The 16,517-nt window shown below is 62.1% G+C and carries 14 protein-coding genes and 1 pseudogene; 8 read left to right on the forward strand and 7 right to left on the reverse strand.

Going from position 1 to position 16,517, the window contains the following annotated elements:
- Positions 1–11: 11 nt before the first annotated feature.
- The 7 genes and pseudogenes from AC1Z3W_RS06855 to AC1Z3W_RS06885 all read right to left on the reverse strand — a co-directional run.
- Positions 12–535, reverse strand: a pseudogene (locus tag AC1Z3W_RS06855) (IS66 family transposase); the annotation flags it as partial.
- Between the two features lie 280 nt (positions 536–815).
- Positions 816–2,207 (reverse strand): aldehyde dehydrogenase family protein, encoded by a 1,392-nt coding sequence (locus AC1Z3W_RS06860; RefSeq protein WP_483507338.1) that lies wholly within the window; start codon positions 2,205–2,207, stop codon positions 816–818.
- Positions 2,208–2,264: 57 nt separating this feature from the next.
- Positions 2,265–2,567, reverse strand: a complete 303-nt coding sequence (locus AC1Z3W_RS06865; RefSeq protein WP_124832320.1) for a putative quinol monooxygenase — start codon at positions 2,565–2,567, stop codon at positions 2,265–2,267.
- Between the two features lie 16 nt (positions 2,568–2,583).
- Positions 2,584–3,639: an Ldh family oxidoreductase gene (locus AC1Z3W_RS06870; protein WP_124501120.1), complete on the reverse strand. Its 1,056-nt coding sequence runs from the start codon at positions 3,637–3,639 to the stop codon at positions 2,584–2,586.
- Positions 3,640–3,845: 206 nt separating this feature from the next.
- A complete protein-coding gene (locus tag AC1Z3W_RS06875) occupies positions 3,846–4,265 on the reverse strand; it encodes a cupin domain-containing protein (RefSeq protein WP_124501121.1) in 420 nt (139 codons plus the stop codon).
- Between the two features lie 714 nt (positions 4,266–4,979).
- The gene (locus AC1Z3W_RS06880; RefSeq protein WP_483507339.1) at positions 4,980–5,993 is read right to left on the reverse strand and encodes an ABC transporter substrate-binding protein; all 1,014 of its coding nucleotides are present in this window, start codon (positions 5,991–5,993) and stop codon (positions 4,980–4,982) included.
- Positions 5,994–6,538: 545 nt separating this feature from the next.
- Positions 6,539–7,333 (reverse strand): DNA-binding transcriptional regulator, encoded by a 795-nt coding sequence (locus AC1Z3W_RS06885; RefSeq protein WP_124501123.1) that lies wholly within the window; start codon positions 7,331–7,333, stop codon positions 6,539–6,541.
- Between the two features lie 246 nt (positions 7,334–7,579).
- Here AC1Z3W_RS06885 and AC1Z3W_RS06890 point away from each other — a divergent pair, with 246 nt between their 5' ends.
- From AC1Z3W_RS06890 to AC1Z3W_RS06925, 8 genes are all read left to right on the forward strand, one after another.
- On the forward strand, positions 7,580–9,421 hold the full coding sequence (locus tag AC1Z3W_RS06890; RefSeq protein ID WP_483507340.1) for a bifunctional 3-(3-hydroxy-phenyl)propionate/3-hydroxycinnamic acid hydroxylase: 1,842 nt from the start codon (positions 7,580–7,582) through the stop codon (positions 9,419–9,421).
- A 1-nt stretch (position 9,422) separates the two neighbouring features.
- Entirely contained in the window at positions 9,423–10,394 is a 972-nt protein-coding gene (locus AC1Z3W_RS06895) for a 3-carboxyethylcatechol 2,3-dioxygenase (RefSeq protein ID WP_483507341.1), read from the forward strand.
- A 4-nt stretch (positions 10,395–10,398) separates the two neighbouring features.
- Positions 10,399–11,178: a fumarylacetoacetate hydrolase family protein gene (locus AC1Z3W_RS06900; RefSeq protein ID WP_483507342.1), complete on the forward strand. Its 780-nt coding sequence runs from the start codon at positions 10,399–10,401 to the stop codon at positions 11,176–11,178.
- Positions 11,179–11,186: 8 nt separating this feature from the next.
- Positions 11,187–12,134: an acetaldehyde dehydrogenase (acetylating) gene (locus AC1Z3W_RS06905; RefSeq protein ID WP_124832317.1), complete on the forward strand. Its 948-nt coding sequence runs from the start codon at positions 11,187–11,189 to the stop codon at positions 12,132–12,134.
- Positions 12,135–12,146: 12 nt separating this feature from the next.
- On the forward strand, positions 12,147–13,160 hold the full coding sequence (gene dmpG, locus AC1Z3W_RS06910; protein WP_124832316.1) for a 4-hydroxy-2-oxovalerate aldolase: 1,014 nt from the start codon (positions 12,147–12,149) through the stop codon (positions 13,158–13,160).
- 108 nt (positions 13,161–13,268) lie between these two features.
- A complete protein-coding gene (mhpT, locus tag AC1Z3W_RS06915; RefSeq protein ID WP_124832315.1) occupies positions 13,269–14,489 on the forward strand; it encodes a 3-(3-hydroxy-phenyl)propionate transporter MhpT in 1,221 nt (406 codons plus the stop codon).
- A gap of 129 nt (positions 14,490–14,618) precedes the next feature.
- Entirely contained in the window at positions 14,619–15,488 is an 870-nt protein-coding gene (locus AC1Z3W_RS06920; RefSeq protein WP_483507343.1) for an alpha/beta fold hydrolase, read from the forward strand.
- A gap of 391 nt (positions 15,489–15,879) precedes the next feature.
- Positions 15,880–16,419 carry an SRPBCC family protein gene (locus AC1Z3W_RS06925; RefSeq protein WP_221624155.1) on the forward strand — a complete coding sequence of 180 codons (540 nt, stop codon included), beginning with the start codon at positions 15,880–15,882 and terminating at the stop codon, positions 16,417–16,419.
- The last annotated feature ends 98 nt before the right edge of the window (positions 16,420–16,517 follow it).

Raw genomic sequence — 16,517 nt, forward strand, 5'->3', positions numbered from 1 at the left:
CATGCGGCGACTCATTTCGTGGAGCGCCGTGGCTGTTCGACGCGAGCGGTTGACGGCAGCGCCGGTGCCACAGTCCCCGACATGAACTCATCAATGCAGTTGACCAGATGATCAGCGATGCGCTTGAGCATATAGGCGAGATACGCCTCGGGATTGATGCCGTTCAGGCGTACGGTGCGGATTAAACTATACATCCCGAGGCACGTTCGCCACCGGAGTTGGAGTCGGCATACAGTCAGTTTCGCCGTCCGAGAGCGATGCCGCGCAGCACTCGCTCGGCGCTCGTATTTCCGATTTCCACGCGCCCGTAACTGCAGTAGTAAATGAGCGCCGGCTAGCGATTTAGCGCGTACCGGATTGCCTTGATCGTGTTCTACGTCGCGGAGAGCGTGGCAAGAGTTGCGTTGAACCGCCGCTTCATGTCGTTGAGCTGCGGCACCCCCAGCTCTTTGCGCACGCGCCAGCGTTCGTTAGGCGGTTCGCCGTGGATCTGGTTCTCAATCGTGTACAGCGCGCCGATCCGCTGCAGCGCGTCACTAGCGAACGTGCAGTGCCTGGTGTCCCGCTGTAGCCGAAACAGCGCTTCACGGTGGCTTCGTACGTATGGTCAAGCCCGTCGGACTTCGAAAGTCGAACGTATGGACTTTTCCTTGAGAAGGGAGGTGAAGGCAATCACAGAGCGACACTGGGATTTGAAGACCGCATACGCGAATGCGCAGCGTCAGGTCATGGAACAGGACGGATCGAGGGTCGTGTTGAGGGAAATGGAAGGATCCCTGCCTCGTCGGCAGGGATTCTTTGAGACGACGCGCGGCTTACTTGGGCCGGACCGTCCAGTAGGTTCGGGTATTCGTAAACTCGCGAATACCCGCCGTTGCGAGTTCTCGGCCATACCCAGACTTCTTCGTTCCACCGAATGGTACGCGGGCGTCGGATGCTGTCATCGCATTGATGAACGCTGCGCCGGTCGTAACACCCTTGGCAATAGCGAGCGCCCGATCTGTCGACGCCGACCAGATGCTGATCGACAAACCGAAATTGGTCGCGTCGGCCAAACGGATTGCATCGCCATCGTCTTTAGCGACAGCAATAACGGCGAGCGGGCCGAAGGTTTCTTCATCGAACGCCGCGACGCCTGGTGCAGTGTTACCAATGACCGTGGGCGCGTAAAAATATCCCGGGCCGTCGATTGCCTTGCCGCCGATAAGCAACTTCGCGCCCGCTTCGAGCGAACGCTTGACTTGGCTGTCGAGCGCATCTCGCAGATCTGCTCGAGCGAGGGGCCCCATGTGGGTGCCCGAGTCGGTTGGGTCGCCGACTACGATGGCGTCAACCTTCTTCACGAACTGCTCGGTGAAGGTCTCGGCAATCGCCTCCGAAACGATGAAGCGCTTTGCGCACACGCAGCTCTGGCCGGCGTTGTTGAAACGAGCCTTGACAGCCGCCTCGACCGCCCGCGGGACGTCTGCATCATCGAGTATGACGAATGCGTCAGAGCCGCCGAGCTCAAGTACCGACCGCTTGGATTCGCGCCCCGCCGCGGCGCCGACGGCGGCTCCAGCGCGGTTCGAGCCGGTCAGGGTCACAGCAGCGATGCGGTCGTCACGAATAAGGGTGTCAATGACCTGGGGAACGTTTGGTTCGGCGACGACCAAGGTGGTGACGAGATTCTTCGGAAATCCAGCGTCGACGAAAAGCTGTTCGAGGGCCAACGCACAACCTGTTACGTTCGGCGAGTGCTTGAGGACCACACCGTTTCCAGCGGTCAGCGACGGGATCGCGAAGCGCATGACTTGCCATACGGGGAAATTCCACGGCATGACTGCCAGTATGAGGCCGATGGGTTCGTAGCTCACCCACGCGTCGACTCCCTCGATGTTGACTTGTTCGTCGCAGAGAATGCGTTCCGCATTGTCAGCGTAGTAGAGCGCAGTAACGGCGGATTTCTCTACTTCGCCCGCAGCTTCCGCCGCGATTTTGCCCATCTCGATGGTTACGAGTTGGCTAAGTGAAGCGCTTTGGCGTCGGAGTTCCTCGGCGAGCCGCCGGACGGCAGCGACGCGTTGAGCGAGCGGTGCTTTGCCCCAAGACTGGGCCGCGGCACGGCCAGCTGCCACAGCATCGTCAATGCGTTCGGCGCTCCAGCTTTGATAGGTTTCGAGCGCCTCGCCGTTGACTGGATTAACGGTAGTGATTTCGAGTGTCATGACTTGATCCTTCAAATTCTTCTATGACCGCACGCATTGCTTGCACGCGGCAGCAGATTAAGCGTGGTGGAAGAGTTGGGTGCACAGCGTGTTGATCTGGCTGCCCTTCACCACGCATCGGTCGGCTGCTTCGCGCCACTTGGCGAAATGCGGTGCGGCTCGGTGTGCGTCAATTGCCGCGTCGTCTTCGTAAAGTTCGTAGAACATGAAATGGAGAGGATCCTTGATGTCCTGCGTCACGTCGAAATACTTGCAGCCGGCCTCGTCGGAGAACGTGCGAGTCGCGTTCTCCTTGATGGCGTCGAGAAAGTCTTCGAGGCGTTCCGGATGGACCTTCAGGGAAACGATAAGCGCGATCATTCAATGCTCCTGGGTGTTAAGCGTGCGCGGAAATGGGCAGTGGGGTGCCAGTTTCTTCGGCGAGTTTGCTCATGCTTTGCCAAGTATTGTCCGCAAGCGTGATTCCGGTCTCACGCAGTTTCTCGGTGTTGCGGTCCTCAAGCTCGCCCGGGAAGAAGATTTCTTCTACGCCATGGGCTTTCGGCACGTCCTTGATCTCATCGATCAGGGTCTCCATGCGACGTTCAAATTCTGCGACCGGCATCATCGACTTGATGTCGATCGTGATCAGCAAATGGCCGCAGCCGCTTGGCTTCGTGGCGTCGTATGGACCAACGACGTTTGACCCGAAGTGGCTACCGGTAAGAACGCCAGCAAGCACGTCCATCATGAACGAAATGACGTACCCTTTATGCCCGGCCATCGGCAATATGAGGCCGTGAATCGCCTTGCTGGCGTCGGTCGTCGGAACACCCTGCTCGTCGGCAGCCCAGTTGTCGGGGATTGGCACTCCTCGCTCCGCGGCGAGGTAGATTTTGCCCCGAGCGACCGCGGTATTGGCGATATCCATCACCGCGACGCCACGGCGGCCTCCCGGTGCAGCGATCGACCACGGATTGGTGCCGACACTTTTTTCGCGGCCTCCCCATGGCGCCATCGCAGGACTGGCATTGGTTGCGAGGAATGCAACACACCCCGCCTTGGCGGATTCGCGCGTGAAATACGCGGCCGTGCCGAAATGGTTCGAATTGCGTATGCCGACTGCACTAATACCGTATTGGCTCGCACGCTCGATACCGAGTTGTATGGCCGACGCCGTCAGCACCTGACCGATGCCGTGACGCCCATCGAGAATCGAGACAGCACCGCCATCAAGCACTTTCTCAGGTGCGGTCACGGCGGTCATTACGCCGGTGCGAAGGCGCCCAACGTACCAGGGAAGGCGCAACATCCCGTGAGAAGAGTGACCCCAAAGCTCCGCCGTGACTAGACTGTCGGCCAGCAGGTGCGCGTCTTGTCGAGGAACGCCCAAGGTTTCCAGAATTGCCGTACCAAATGCGGTGAGCTCTTCTGCTTGAACGGTGAATGGCATTTGAATCTCCTGATGATGCCGACAATCTAGGTGGCAATGCTGGACCCGAGGGGGAGTCGCTGTCGCGTGCCTGGGAGCGCCAATTGGCGCCCAGCAAGCCGCGACGCGTCGTATAGCGGTGCAGAAATGAACAGGTTCGAGAATTCACGACGCACGACGCAACGGGTGACTATCGAGCCTGGACTCGGTTATCTCGAGGCACTCGATCAGTGCTTACCATGCTCCGCAGAGACCGGATTCGTCTGGCCCGTGGCCGTCAGCGTGCGGGTCGCTTCCGGTGTGGCGTAAATCCAGAGAATCTTCATCGGATTCGTTTTCGAGAGGTTGCGGAAGCGGTGATTGACGTTGGGCGGAATGAACGTGACGTCGTGAGGTTTCAACTGGTACTCCAGACCATCGATGTCGAGAATTGCATCACCCTCCATGAGGACCACGCTTTCCTGGCAGTTGTGGCTATGGAAGGGGATCTCCACGCCCGGATCAAACGAGGTGTATCCCGTGATGAAGCTTGTCGTGCCCAGGTCGCGCGACACGAGGGGCGTTGTGCGGGCGCCGCCGCCGCGCTCATGCGTCAGCAGGGTTTCCGGCTTGAGAAGGGCCGCGCCCGAGGGGGTCTTCATGGTCATGCTGCCTCTCCGATCAAAAAATGGGGGCGCCGCGTATGCCGACGCCAAGGTTGATATGGGGAGACGGGCATCCAGTGCGCGCCCCACATGACGCCGCTTTCCGATAGGGGGCTAGCACGAAGCCCGTCGTGAGATTTGAGTATAGCGTTTTATGATCATAAAACGCAATCGGATGTGCGACTGCTCAGTGTTTACACCGTCTCGAACGCTGTTCCTTACAGGTTTGAAGGACATGGTCGCATTTGCTATCGGATGCCTTCGCGTTCAATGTGGTGCGATCTGCTGCAGGACGGTGGGACAGGTGCGATCATATGATTCGCCCATTTTTGTAGGCTGGCGCTAGAACTCCCGCTCCTCCTGTCACGGCTTCCGGCGAGTGCGGTGCGTCGGTAGAGCATGTATCGTCGAGTGCGCCACTCGCTGGCGTTTCCGCGCCAGCGAGGTGGATTAATCATCGAGCCGATCAGAACCTGGGGCGAATGCCGATGCGAGCGAGCAGTTGGTTGCTGTTGCCCGAGGCCGATTGGGTGTTGATCTCGGACACAACTGCATTGCCGGTCGAGCCGACCCCGGATGCGTGGTTGATATATGGCGACGGCATATACGTCGGTACGCTTCGAAAGGAAGTAGCCCGGGCCGAGCGAATACTGGAAGTACTTTGCATCCTCCTGGGCTGAATCAATTGCTACCTTACTGGCCTAGAGAAGTGGGGAATCAGCGAGGTGCTTGCGCCCGAGTGACGAAGTCGTTGGTGAACGTTCTGGAGAGATCGATGTGTCGCCCCTTGATGTTCGGATTGAACTCGCTCAATACCTTCAGGACGGTTTCGGGTCCGCCGTCAGGCATTTTTCCGTCCGGCGAATACATCGGCATCGATGCTTGAAGGGCCTTCACGTAAAGGCTCTTGCTGCCGCCGTAGTAGTCAGCGGGCATCTCGTTCGCAATCTCTTCCGCCGAGTGGGTCTGGATGAAGCGAAGCGTCCGGACAAACGCCCGCGCAAGCTTCTGTGCGTCATCCCGATGGCTATCGGCCCATGTACGTTGGACGTAGAGGCTCGATGCCGGGTACAAGCCACCAAGAGCCGCCTTCGTGCCGTCGACGCTGCTCAAATCGACAAGCACCTGTGCGTCCCCGGTCGCGCGCAGCAATGAAGTCGTGGGTTCCGTGCTCCATACAACCTCGACTCGACGTTGCTTTACCGCCGCAAGCAAGGCATTGCCCGCACCTACCGGCAGCGTTGAATAATCCGACATCTTCAAACCATACCTTGCCGCGAGGAAGTGCCCGATGAAGGCCGACGATGAACCGAGTCCGGTAACGCCGAGTGTCTTGCCCCTGAGGTCCCCCATGTTCCGAATCTGTGTCGCCATGTCGCTGCGAACCATTTCCATGCTGCCTGGTACGAGGCCGAAGAGCACAATGCTCTCGATCTCTTTCCCCTTGGCTTGGAGATCAATCGAGTGATCGTAGAAGCCGACGACCGCCTGCGCTGCGCCGGCGACGAGCTCGTTTTCTGCGTCTACGCCAGCTTGCTGCGATTGCAGGTCGACATCCAGGCCTTCATCGCGAAAGTAGCCCAGAGATTCAGTCAGTTTAGCGGGTAGATAGATGAGCTTATTGATACCGCCAACGATAATTGTGATCTTCTCTGCGGCGATGGCATTCACTGCGCATAGAGAAAGCAAGATCGATGCAGCCCCTGCAATTTTCCGAACGGTTCTTTGCACGACTTGTCTCCTTGCTGGCTCGCACTTTGAGCCAGTGTTTTTTGGAATCTATAGATAATCGTAGTCCGAATTAAATGGAAGGAAATTTTCGTAACCTTGAACGGACTGGCGTTGGATTATGTACTGGCGTTGGTACTACTATAGTTTGGTTGGATCATTGGAATGTGCCTTCGTATATCCCAAATCGATCTCAGTCCTTCGCCGAGTACACGCGCACACTGAAGCGTCCGTTGTTGTTTGCTGGCTTTGTCTATTTGACGGACGGCAGTAGCGTTACTTAAGGCGAAGGACCGAACTTAATGTGACACGATGGTGCATTCTATGGTTACGAAACGCAATAAGTAAACCGATCGGCCCCCGGGGAATACCCTGAGCGTGATCGACTTGAGTTCATAGCACTTCGTCATAGCCATGCCGCAGCATGCCAGACGAGTTTGCGAACGATCGATCCAAATGGAACTCAATAAGGTGTGGGCGCCAAGGCCCGCCTATGTCCGCTGGCTGCTATAGCCGACAATGGCAACAAAAGGGCGGCAATCCCAATCTTAGCCTGCGTCGGCGCCCTCAAGGGCAGTGACGATTTCTCGAGCAGCCACCTTGAGTTCGGGTACGAAACGCCGAATTGCTTCGGCTGGTGTTATCGCCTTCGATAAATAGATCACGTTCAGGCTGCCGAGCACGTGCCCGCGCGCGGAGATGGCCACAGCGATAGCGCCGATCTTTTTTTGGGCACCCCAGTCGCCCGCATTGATACCAAATCCGTCCGCGCGAGTCTGGCGGATCAGATTCGCGACATACGCGTCATCGAATGCGAGGCGGCGCTGCTCTTCATCGCCAGCATTGGTTCGCAACAGTGCGAGGATGCCCGCTCGCTCGGCATCGGGACAGGCAGCAAAATATGCGCGGCCAGCCGCGGTCAACAGCATCGGGAGCCGGCGCCCGACCATCGATCGGTGAAATGACAGCGGACTGAATCGGTGCGTGGTTTCGCGAATGATCATCGCGTCGCCATCGGGTGTCGTCAAATCAGACGGCCAGACGACACGTTGTGTTAGTTGGGCCATCACTGGCGGCGCTACCGTTGAAATCCATTCGTCGTCCGTAAAACCTTCGCTCAGCGAGCGTACGCCGAGCACTAGCCTGAAGCTGTCGTCGGACGGGCTACGGCGCACGCATCCTTCTTCGACCAAAGTTTCCAAGAGCCGCCGCACCGTAGTTCTGTGCAACCCGGTGGCATCGCTGATTTGCTGGCTAGTCGCGCGGCCATTCTCCATCCCGTTTAGCGCGCGCAGTACCTGCAGGCCACGCGCGAGGCCGCGTACGCTGGTGTATCTCGACACGATAAAGTCCTTTTAAATCAATGGCGTGCATCCAGTGCACATTCCACTCAAATTGTTGAGGCGCGATATCGCGCTCCTTAGACTTTGTTTGAAACCGGAGGCATGGGCGGCAGAGAGGGCCCGGTGGATGGCGTCGGCGAAGACTCGTCCATCGTAGCAGAGCTTGCCGCGTTGGCGCCGGTCCGATGGTGGAGACGCGCGGCAGCCGGCCGCGCAGCACTTAAAACAGCATTGCAGGAGACATAGATGCCCGCCCAATATGAGGCTGTGCCCGCGTCGGGCAGCCCGCATGTCATCGCAACGGACGTCGCCATCGTTGGCGCCGGCCCGGTCGGCCTGATGATCGCTAACCTGCTGGGACAGCAAGGCGTCGGAACGATCATCATCGAGAAACTCGAGCAGATTATCGACTATCCCCGCGCGATCGGCCTCGATGACGAAGCGCTTCGGGTATTCCAGACCGTAGGTCTCGCTGACGCGCTGCTACCACACACGACCCCCGACCACTGGATGCGCTTTGTCGCTGGTAGCGGCCGCTGCTTCGCGTCCATCGAGCCTCGGACCGACGAATTTGGCTGGTCGCGCCGCAACGCATTCATCCAGCCGCTGGCGGACCGTGTGCTGTTCGATGGACTGACGCGATTCGCGCACGTAGGCGTGCTATTTGGGCACACCGTCGACTCGTTTGCCCAGGACTGCGACGGCGTGACGATTGAGATAGTTGACGCCCAAGGCGAGAAGAAGATCGTGCGTGCTGGGTACATGGTCGGCGCGGACGGCGGCAACAGCTTCGTGCGCCGCGCACTCAACGTATCGTTCGAAGGGCGCACGAAGCCAAACCAGTGGATCGTCGTCGACGTGCGCAACGATCCGCTCGGCTCGCCGCACGTGTACCTGCATTGCGACTGGCGGCGACCTTACGTGTCGGCCGCGCTGCCACATGGGATCCGCCGCTTCGAATTCATGGTGATGCCCGGCGAAACCGAGGAGCAGCTGTCGCGGCCTGAAAACCTTGCCGCGCTGATCCGCAAGGTGGTCGCCGATCCGGACAAGGTCGACTACATACGCAAGCGCGTCTATACGCACAACGCGCGGCTCGCGCGCCGCTTCGATGTCGGCCGCGTGCTGCTCGCGGGCGACGCCGCGCACATCATGCCGGTTTGGCAGGGGCAGGGCTACAACAGCGGGATTCGCGATGCGAGCAATCTCGGCTGGAAGCTCGCAATGGTCGCGAAGGGGCTCGCGCGGCCCGAGCTGCTCGCGAGCTATACGCTCGAGCGGCGCGACCATGCGCGCTCGATGATTCATCTGTCGGAAGTCGCCGGCGACATTTTTGCGCCGACGACGCGCGTCGGCCGTGTCGTGCGCGACGGGTTCGTGCGCGCGCTCGGTTTGATTCCGGCCGCGAAACGCTATTTCGTCGAGATGCGCTTCAAGCCTATGCCGCGCTACGAAGCCGGCGTTGTGATGCTGCCGCAGTGCACACGCGACGGCGGCGTGCTGGCCCGGCTGCTCGACTGCACGGGCGGCACCGCGCCGGGGCGCCTGCTCGGCCTGATGAGCCAGAAGCGTAGTTCGTGGCTGGGGCAGCTCGTGTATGGCCGCGATGCGTTCGGCCAGTCACCGGTCGGCCGGATGTTCATCCAGCCGCGCGTGCGCACGGCCGACGGCCGCACGGTGCGGCTCGACGACGCGATCGGCAACCGCTTCGCGGTGATCGGTTGGGGCAGCGACCCGACCTTCGGGCTGACCGACGCGGCCCGCACGGTGTGGGAGCGACTCGGCGCGTGCTTCGTCCTGGCGAAGCCCGACGTGCAACTCGACTATGTGGCCGACGTGCCTGACGGCGTGATCGCGATCGGCGATACGACGGGCCGGCTGAAAGACTGGTTCAGCCGGATTCCTCAGTCGGTTGTGCTGCTGCGGCCGGATCGTTTCGTCGCGGGCGTGTGCGCGCCGCAGGAAGCGTCGGACGCGATCGTCGCGCTCGCCGCGCTGCTGCAGCTCACGGATACAGTGTCCGCCGCACGCCCCCCACAGGCCGATGAGTTCGCGTACGAGGCTGCCGCGCAACCGGCTGGAGCGTGACATGCCGATCCAGCTCGAATGCCTGTCCCATACGCCGCTGCAAGGCTATTTCGATCCGGCGCCGGACGTGGTGGCCGAAGTCGAGCGCGTGCAGGCCGCGGCCCGTGCGCGCGTCGAAGTGTTCGATCCCGAATGCATCGTGCTGTTCGCGCCCGACCATTACAACGGCTTTTTCTACGACCTGATGCCGCCGTTCTGCATCGGCATCGCGGCGGAATCGATCGGTGACTACCGGAGCCTCGCGGGCCCGCTGAACGTGCCAGCCACGTTCGCCCGCGAACTGGTCGAGGCCGTGCTCGACAGCGATGTCGACGTGTCGATGTCGTACCGGATGCAAATCGATCACGGCTTCGCGCAGGCGCTCGAAGTGCTGACGGGCGACCTCGACCGCTACCCGGTGATTCCCGTGTTCCTGAACTCCGTCGCTGCGCCGATGGCGACGCTGCGCCGCGCGCGGCTGCTCGGCGACGCGATCGGCCGCTTCGTCGCGCGCTCGGGCCGCCGAGTCTTGGTGGTCGGCTCCGGCGGCATCTCGCACGAGCCGCCGGTGCCGGAACTCGCGACCGCGAGCCCGGAACTGGCCGAGCGGCTGATCGCCGGACGCAATCCGGACGCCGATGCGCGCGCCGCGCGCCAGGCGCGCACGATCGCGGCGGCGCGCACGTTCGCGGCCGGCGACAGCCCGCTGCACGCGCTCAATCCCGGATGGGACCAGGCGTTTCTCGACGTGCTCGAAAGCGGCGACCTGAAAGCCGTCGACGGGATGACTAACGATGCGATCACGCGCGACGGCGGCAAGTCTGCGCACGAGATCCGCGCGTGGGTCGCCGCGTTCGCGGCGCTGGCGGCTGCGGGCCCGTATCACGCGGTGCGGGATTTCTACCGCCCGATTCCCGAATGGATCGCGGGCTTCGCCGCCATGCACGGCTGGTCTGCGGGTGAGTCCGCGCCGCGATCGACAGACAAGGAGTGACGACATGCTGACCCCGCAACATATCGACGCGCTGGCCGCTCGCCTGCGCGCCGCCGAACGCGAACGCGCGCCAATCAAACCGCTGCGCATGGAAATCGGCGAGCAGAACGCCGAAGACGCCTACGCGATCCAGCAGGCCAATGCGGCGCTGCGGCGCGAACGCGTGGTCGGCCGCAAGATCGGCCTGACCTCGCTCGCGGTGCAGCAGCAGCTCGGCGTCGACCAGCCGGACTTCGGCACGCTGTTCGCGTCGATGGCATACGGCGACGCCGAACCGATGAGCCTGTCGCAGCGGATCCAGCCGAAGGTCGAAGCGGAAATCGCACTCGTGCTCGAGCACGACCTCGTGCACGAGAAGCACACGTTCGCCGAACTGCAGCGCGCGACCGCGTACGCGCTTGCGGCGATCGAAGTCGTCGACAGCCGCATCGCGGGCTGGAACATCCGCTTCGTGGACACCGTCGCTGACAACGCGTCGAGCGCGCTGTTCGTGCTCGGCAGCCGGCCCGTGCTGCTGAAGGACGTCGATCTTGCCGGCTGCGAGATGACGCTCGCGTCGAACGGCGAAGTGCTGTCGCACGGCAGCGGCACCGCGTGCCTTGGCAATCCACTGAACGCGGCCGCGTGGCTTGCCGACCGGATGGTGCGGCACGGCACGCCGCTGCGGGCGGGCGACGTGATCTTGACAGGCGCCCTTGGCCCGATGGTCGCGGTCACGCGCCCTGGCACGTTCACCGCGCAGATCGCCGGTCTCGGCAGCGTGCGCGCCACTTTCAACGAATGAGTATTTCCATGAGCGTTCAGAAACTCAAGGCCGCGATCATCGGTTCGGGCAACATCGGCACTGACCTTATGATGAAGATCATGCGGCATGCGAAGCATCTCGAAGTTGCCGCGATGGTCGGCATCGATCCGGCCTCGGACGGCCTCGCGCGCGCGGCGCGCCTAGGCGTCGCGACGACACCCGAAGGTGTCGAAGGCCTCGCGCGGCTGCCCGAATTCGACGACATCGACTTCGTGTTCGACGCGACGTCGGCCGGCGCACACGTGAAGAACGATGCGTTCCTGCGCACGCTGAAGCCAGGCATCCGCTGCATCGACCTGACGCCCGCGGCGATCGGTCCGTACTGCGTGCCGGTCGTGAACCTCGACGCGCATCTCGACGCGCCGAACGTGAACATGGTCACCTGCGGCGGCCAGGCAACGATTCCGATGGTCGCGGCCGTGTCGCGCGTCGCGAAGGCACATTATGCGGAGATCGTCGCGTCGATCAGCAGCAAGTCAGCCGGGCCCGGCACGCGCGCCAACATCGACGAATTCACCGAGACGACGTCGAAGGCGATCGGGGTGGTCGGCGGCGCCGCGCATGGCAAGGCGATGATCATCCTGAACCCGGCCGTGCCGCCGGTGATGATGCGCGACACCGTGTATGTGCTGTCGGAGCCAGCCGATCACGAGAAGATCGCCGCGTCGGTCGAAGCGATGGCGCGCGCGGTGCAGGCGTATGTGCCCGGCTACCGGCTGAAGCAGGCCGTGCAGTTCGACGAGATTCCCGCGTCCGCGCCGTTGAACATCCCGGGCCTCGGCCGCGTGAGCGGGCTGAAGACGTCGATCTTTCTCGAGGTCGAAGGTGCCGCGCACTATCTACCCGCGTACGCCGGCAATCTCGACATCATGACGTCCGCGGCGCTCGCGACTGCCGAGCGTATCGCGCAATCGATGCAACGCGTGAACGCTTAAGGAAGTTTCCCGATGAGCAAGAAACTCTACATCTCCGACGTGACGCTGCGCGACGGCAGCCACGCGATTCGCCATCAATACTCGATCCGCAACGTACAAGACATCGCGCGGGCGCTGGACAGGGCCAGGGTCGATTCGATCGAGGTCGCGCACGGCGACGGCCTGCAGGGATCGAGCTTCAACTACGGCTTCGGTGCGCACAGCGATCTCGAATGGATCGAGGCGGTGGCGGACGTCGTCGAGCACGCGAAGATCGCGACGCTGCTGCTGCCGGGCATCGGCACGATCCACGACCTGACGGCCGCGTACGACGCGGGCGCACGCGTCGTGCGCGTCGCGACGCACTGCACGGAAGCGGACATCTCGAAGCAGCACATCGAGCACGCGCGCGCGCTCGGCATGGACACGGTCGGTTTCCTGATGATGAGCCACATGACTACGCCGGAGAACCTTGCCGTCGAGGCGCAGAAGATGGAAAGCTATGGTGCGACCTGCATCTACGTCGTCGATTCGGGCGGCGCGCTCAACATGAACGACGTGCGCGATCGCTTCCGTGCGCTCAAGGCCATGCTGAAGCCCGAGACGCAGACGGGTATTCACGCGCATCACAACCTGAGCCTCGGCGTCGCGAACTCGATCGTTGCTGTCGAGGAAGGCTGCGACCGGATCGACGCGAGCCTCGCCGGCATGGGCGCCGGCGCCGGCAACGCGCCGCTCGAAGTGTTCATCGCGGCGGCCGGGCGTCTCGGCTGGAACCACGGCACGGATCTCTACACGCTGATGGACGGGGCCGACGACATCGTGCGCCCGCTGCAGGATCGTCCGGTGCGCGTGGACCGCGAGACGCTCGCGCTCGGCTATGCGGGCGTGTATTCGAGCTTCCTGCGCCATTCGGAAGCGGCCGCGAACAAGTACGGGCTGAAGACGGTCGACATCCTCGTCGAGCTCGGCCGCCGCCGGATGGTCGGCGGGCAGGAGGACATGATCGTCGACGTCGCGCTCGACCTTAAGCGCGCGCACTGCTGACGCCGCGAAGGGCTAACGCGGCGCGGCTCTTCGCAGGGCAAGTTCGAGCGCCGCATCTTCATCGACATCGCCGCAAAGAGCGATGCAACTTCCTATTGGAGACTTTTCATGAACACGCCGGAACACAGCCGCGCTGGCGGCGCACGCACGATCGGCTTATGCCTGCTCGTTGCATTCCTGGAAGGACTGGACCTGCAATCGGCCGGCATCGCCGCGCCAAGGATGGCGCATGAATTCGCACTGGGCGCCGCACAGATGGGTTGGGCGTTCGGCATCGGCGCGCTCGGTTTGCTGCCCGGCGCGGCGCTCGGCGGGCGGCTTGCGGACCGGCTCGGCCGCAGGCGCGTGCTGATGCTATCGGTCGCGCTGTTCGGCATCTTTTCGCTGGCGACCACGCGCGTGTGGAACTTCGAAAGCCTGCTCGCCGCGCGCTTCCTGACAGGCCTCGGGCTCGGCGCGGCAATGCCGAACCTGATCGCGCTGTGCTCCGAAGCGGCACTGCCGCAGCAGCGCAGCACCGCGGTCGGCGCGATGTACTGTGGAATGCCGTTCGGTGCAGCGATCGGCGCCGCGATCGGCGTCGTCAGCACCGATCCTGCCGGGTGGCGGCACGTGTTCTACGTTGGTGGAATCGGGCCGCTGCTGGTGCTGCCGATGCTCGCGCTGTGGCTGAACGAGTCCGTGCAATTCGTCGCGACGCGCGCGAACGCGGCGGACACGCCAATCGCGCGCGCGTTGTGGGGCGAACGCCGCGCTGCGACGACGGCCGCGCTGTGGGTGAGCTATCTCGGGACGCTCGTCGTGCTGTACTTCCTGCTCAACTGGCTGCCGTCGATGGTGATGACGCGTGGCCTCACGCATGCGCAGTCAAGCTTCGTGCAGGTGATGTTCAACGTCGGTGGCGGGATCGGTGCGATCGGCATCGCGAGCCTGATGGATCGGATCGGCCGGCGTCGCACGGTGGTCGGTATGTACGTCGGCATCGCGTGCGCGCTCGCGGTGTTGACCGGCGCAAAGGATGCCGCGTGGCTCGCCGCCGGCGGGCTGCTGTGCGGGATGTTCCTGGTCGGCGGGCAGTCGGTGCTGTATGCGCTCGCAAGCGCGATCTATCCGACGCGCATGCGCGGCACGGGCGTCGGCGCGGCTGTCGCGGTCGGGCGGTTCGGCTCGATTCTCGGGCCGTTCGTCGCCGGACAACTGCTGGCGCACGGCGAGAGCACGACGATGCTGATGGCGTCGAGTATTCCGCTCGTCGCCGTCGCGGCGTTGGCCGCGCTGACGGTCGTCGCAAGGGATCGGGCCGGCACGCCGGCGCTGGTAGCGGAGTAAGCAGCGGAGGAAGCGATGGAATAGCAGTTTCGGCAGGCGAAACGGGCTGGTCGCGCCGCTTCGCGATTTCAGATGCGGATGTGTAGGCGCGCATCCGCATGATCGACGCATGAACGAACGAGGGACGACATGACGCAGCAGGCACACACATTGACGGAAGAGAGCACGAGTCGTTTCGTGCAGGTGAAGGTGGGCGAGCACGACCTGAAGCTGCACTACAACGACGCGGGGCAGGGCCGCGAGACGGTCATGATGCTGCATGGCTCGGGGCCCGGTGCGAGCGGCTGGGCGAACTTCCATCGCAACGTCGGCGCGTTCGTCGACGCAGGCTATCGCGTCGTGTTGCTCGACTGCCCGGGCTGGAGCAAGAGCGACGCGATCGTCAACACGGGTTCGCGCTCGGAGCTCAACGCGCGTTCGCTGAAGGCGCTGCTCGACGCGCTCGACATCGAGCGCGTGAACATCGTCGGCAACTCGATGGGTGGGCATAGCGCTGTCGCATTCGCACTGCTGTTTCCACAGCAGGTCGACAAGCTTGTACTGATGGGCGGCGGAACAGGAGGACCCAGTCAATTCGTGCCTATGCCGACCGAAGGTATCAAACTGCTGCAAAAGGTGTACCGCGAGCCGACGCTAGACAACCTGAAGCAGATGCTGAACATCTTCGTGTACGACGCGACGAGCCTGACCGACGAGTTGATGCAGGCGCGTCTCGAGAACATTCTTGCGCGTCGCGACCATCTGGAGAACTTCGTGAAGAGTCTCGCAGCGAATCCGAAGCAGTTCACCGACTACGGTCCGCGCCTCGGTGAGATATCGGCGCCGGCCCTGGTGATTTGGGGACGCGATGATCGCTTTGTGCCACTCGATGTTGGCCTGAGGCTCGTGTGGGGAATGCAGAACGCTGAGTTTCACATCTTCAGCCGCTGCGGGCACTGGGCGCAATGGGAGCACGCAGAAAAATTCAACCGGATGGTCATCGAGTTTCTTGCCCCGTAATGGTCATTATCCGGCATGCCACTTTTGTGTACGTTTTCTCCTGCCGCATGGCTCACGATGCGGCAGGAGAAACAAAGGGGCCGTGCTTCGCTGTACTTTATTGCATCTATGGTTGGCGCCGCAGGCGAGATCTCGTCGCTGCAGGCGCGCAAGGCCACGCAACCTGCAGACGAACCCAAAAGCGATCGGTTGATTCGAAGCGAAGGCGAGCGGTGATATCAGAGACGAATCTGGTGACTTTCAATTGGCCGGTTTGCGATGTCTGCGACCATCCTGCTCCCTTCCGGTGCGCACTTACTGGTATCAGCCTGCGTGATATGATTCATAAAAATACAGCATTGGATTTATTTCTTGGCCGACGTCATGATTTCACCACTACACCGAATCAGGAATGTCATCATTGAAAATGAACGCCATTATCTGGCCTGAAGACTACGTGCCAGGCCATACCGAGAACTTTGCCTCCAACGAGACCATTGTTGCCGGCCTCTGCGCCGCTGACGTTTGGCCTTTGCTCAGCACGCCTTCTCTGTGGCCCACCTATTACACGAATTCGGCTAACGTGCGCATCTACGACGGCAAGGGCCCGGAACTAGCCGACGGTGACCGCTTCTACTTCGAAACGTTTGGCTTCCCTGTTGAAGCTCAATGCAACGAATATGTACCGCCCACCGCTGGGCAGCCCGGCCGGATAGCATGGCATGGTTGGGCCGGCGACGTAGGCTCCGACGTCCGTCTAGACGTGCACCACGCATGGCTGGTGGAAGACCTTGACGGCGAGCGCGTACGAATCCTGACTCAGGAGACGCAGAAGGGCAAGCCGGCACTGCAGTTGCGCGACACGAAGCCGAACCCGATGATCAACGGTCATCAGGACTGGCTCGACGGCATCGTTGCAGCGGCGCGCAAGGCGAAAGGAAGGAAGCCGTAAGCGCTCCACGCGCGGCAACGTGCAAGGGCGCTGCCGTGCGCTGAGCTACCGTGCTATAGCCCTAGCGTGCGGGTGCGGGTCCGAGCACGAGAAACACA

Source organism: Burkholderia sp. 10_S31, from assembly GCF_056930375.1.

Excerpts from the sequence above, each read along its gene's own strand:
- mhpT (WP_124832315.1), top strand. The coding sequence starts at position 13,269 with ATGAACACGCCGGAACACAGCCGCGCTGGCGGCGCACGCACGATCGGC.
- AC1Z3W_RS06895 (WP_483507341.1), top strand. The coding sequence starts at position 9,423 with ATGCCGATCCAGCTCGAATGCCTGTCCCATACGCCGCTGCAAGGCTAT.
- AC1Z3W_RS06900 (WP_483507342.1), top strand. The coding sequence starts at position 10,399 with ATGCTGACCCCGCAACATATCGACGCGCTGGCCGCTCGCCTGCGCGCC.
- AC1Z3W_RS06905 (WP_124832317.1), top strand. The coding sequence starts at position 11,187 with ATGAGCGTTCAGAAACTCAAGGCCGCGATCATCGGTTCGGGCAACATC.
- AC1Z3W_RS06890 (WP_483507340.1), top strand. The coding sequence starts at position 7,580 with ATGCCCGCCCAATATGAGGCTGTGCCCGCGTCGGGCAGCCCGCATGTC.
- dmpG (WP_124832316.1), top strand. The coding sequence starts at position 12,147 with ATGAGCAAGAAACTCTACATCTCCGACGTGACGCTGCGCGACGGCAGC.
- AC1Z3W_RS06875 (WP_124501121.1), bottom strand. The coding sequence starts at position 4,265 with ATGACCATGAAGACCCCCTCGGGCGCGGCCCTTCTCAAGCCGGAAACC.
- AC1Z3W_RS06865 (WP_124832320.1), bottom strand. The coding sequence starts at position 2,567 with ATGATCGCGCTTATCGTTTCCCTGAAGGTCCATCCGGAACGCCTCGAA.
- AC1Z3W_RS06870 (WP_124501120.1), bottom strand. The coding sequence starts at position 3,639 with ATGCCATTCACCGTTCAAGCAGAAGAGCTCACCGCATTTGGTACGGCA.
- AC1Z3W_RS06860 (WP_483507338.1), bottom strand. The coding sequence starts at position 2,207 with ATGACACTCGAAATCACTACCGTTAATCCAGTCAACGGCGAGGCGCTC.
- AC1Z3W_RS06920 (WP_483507343.1), top strand. The coding sequence starts at position 14,619 with ATGACGCAGCAGGCACACACATTGACGGAAGAGAGCACGAGTCGTTTC.
- AC1Z3W_RS06925 (WP_221624155.1), top strand. The coding sequence starts at position 15,880 with ATGTCATCATTGAAAATGAACGCCATTATCTGGCCTGAAGACTACGTG.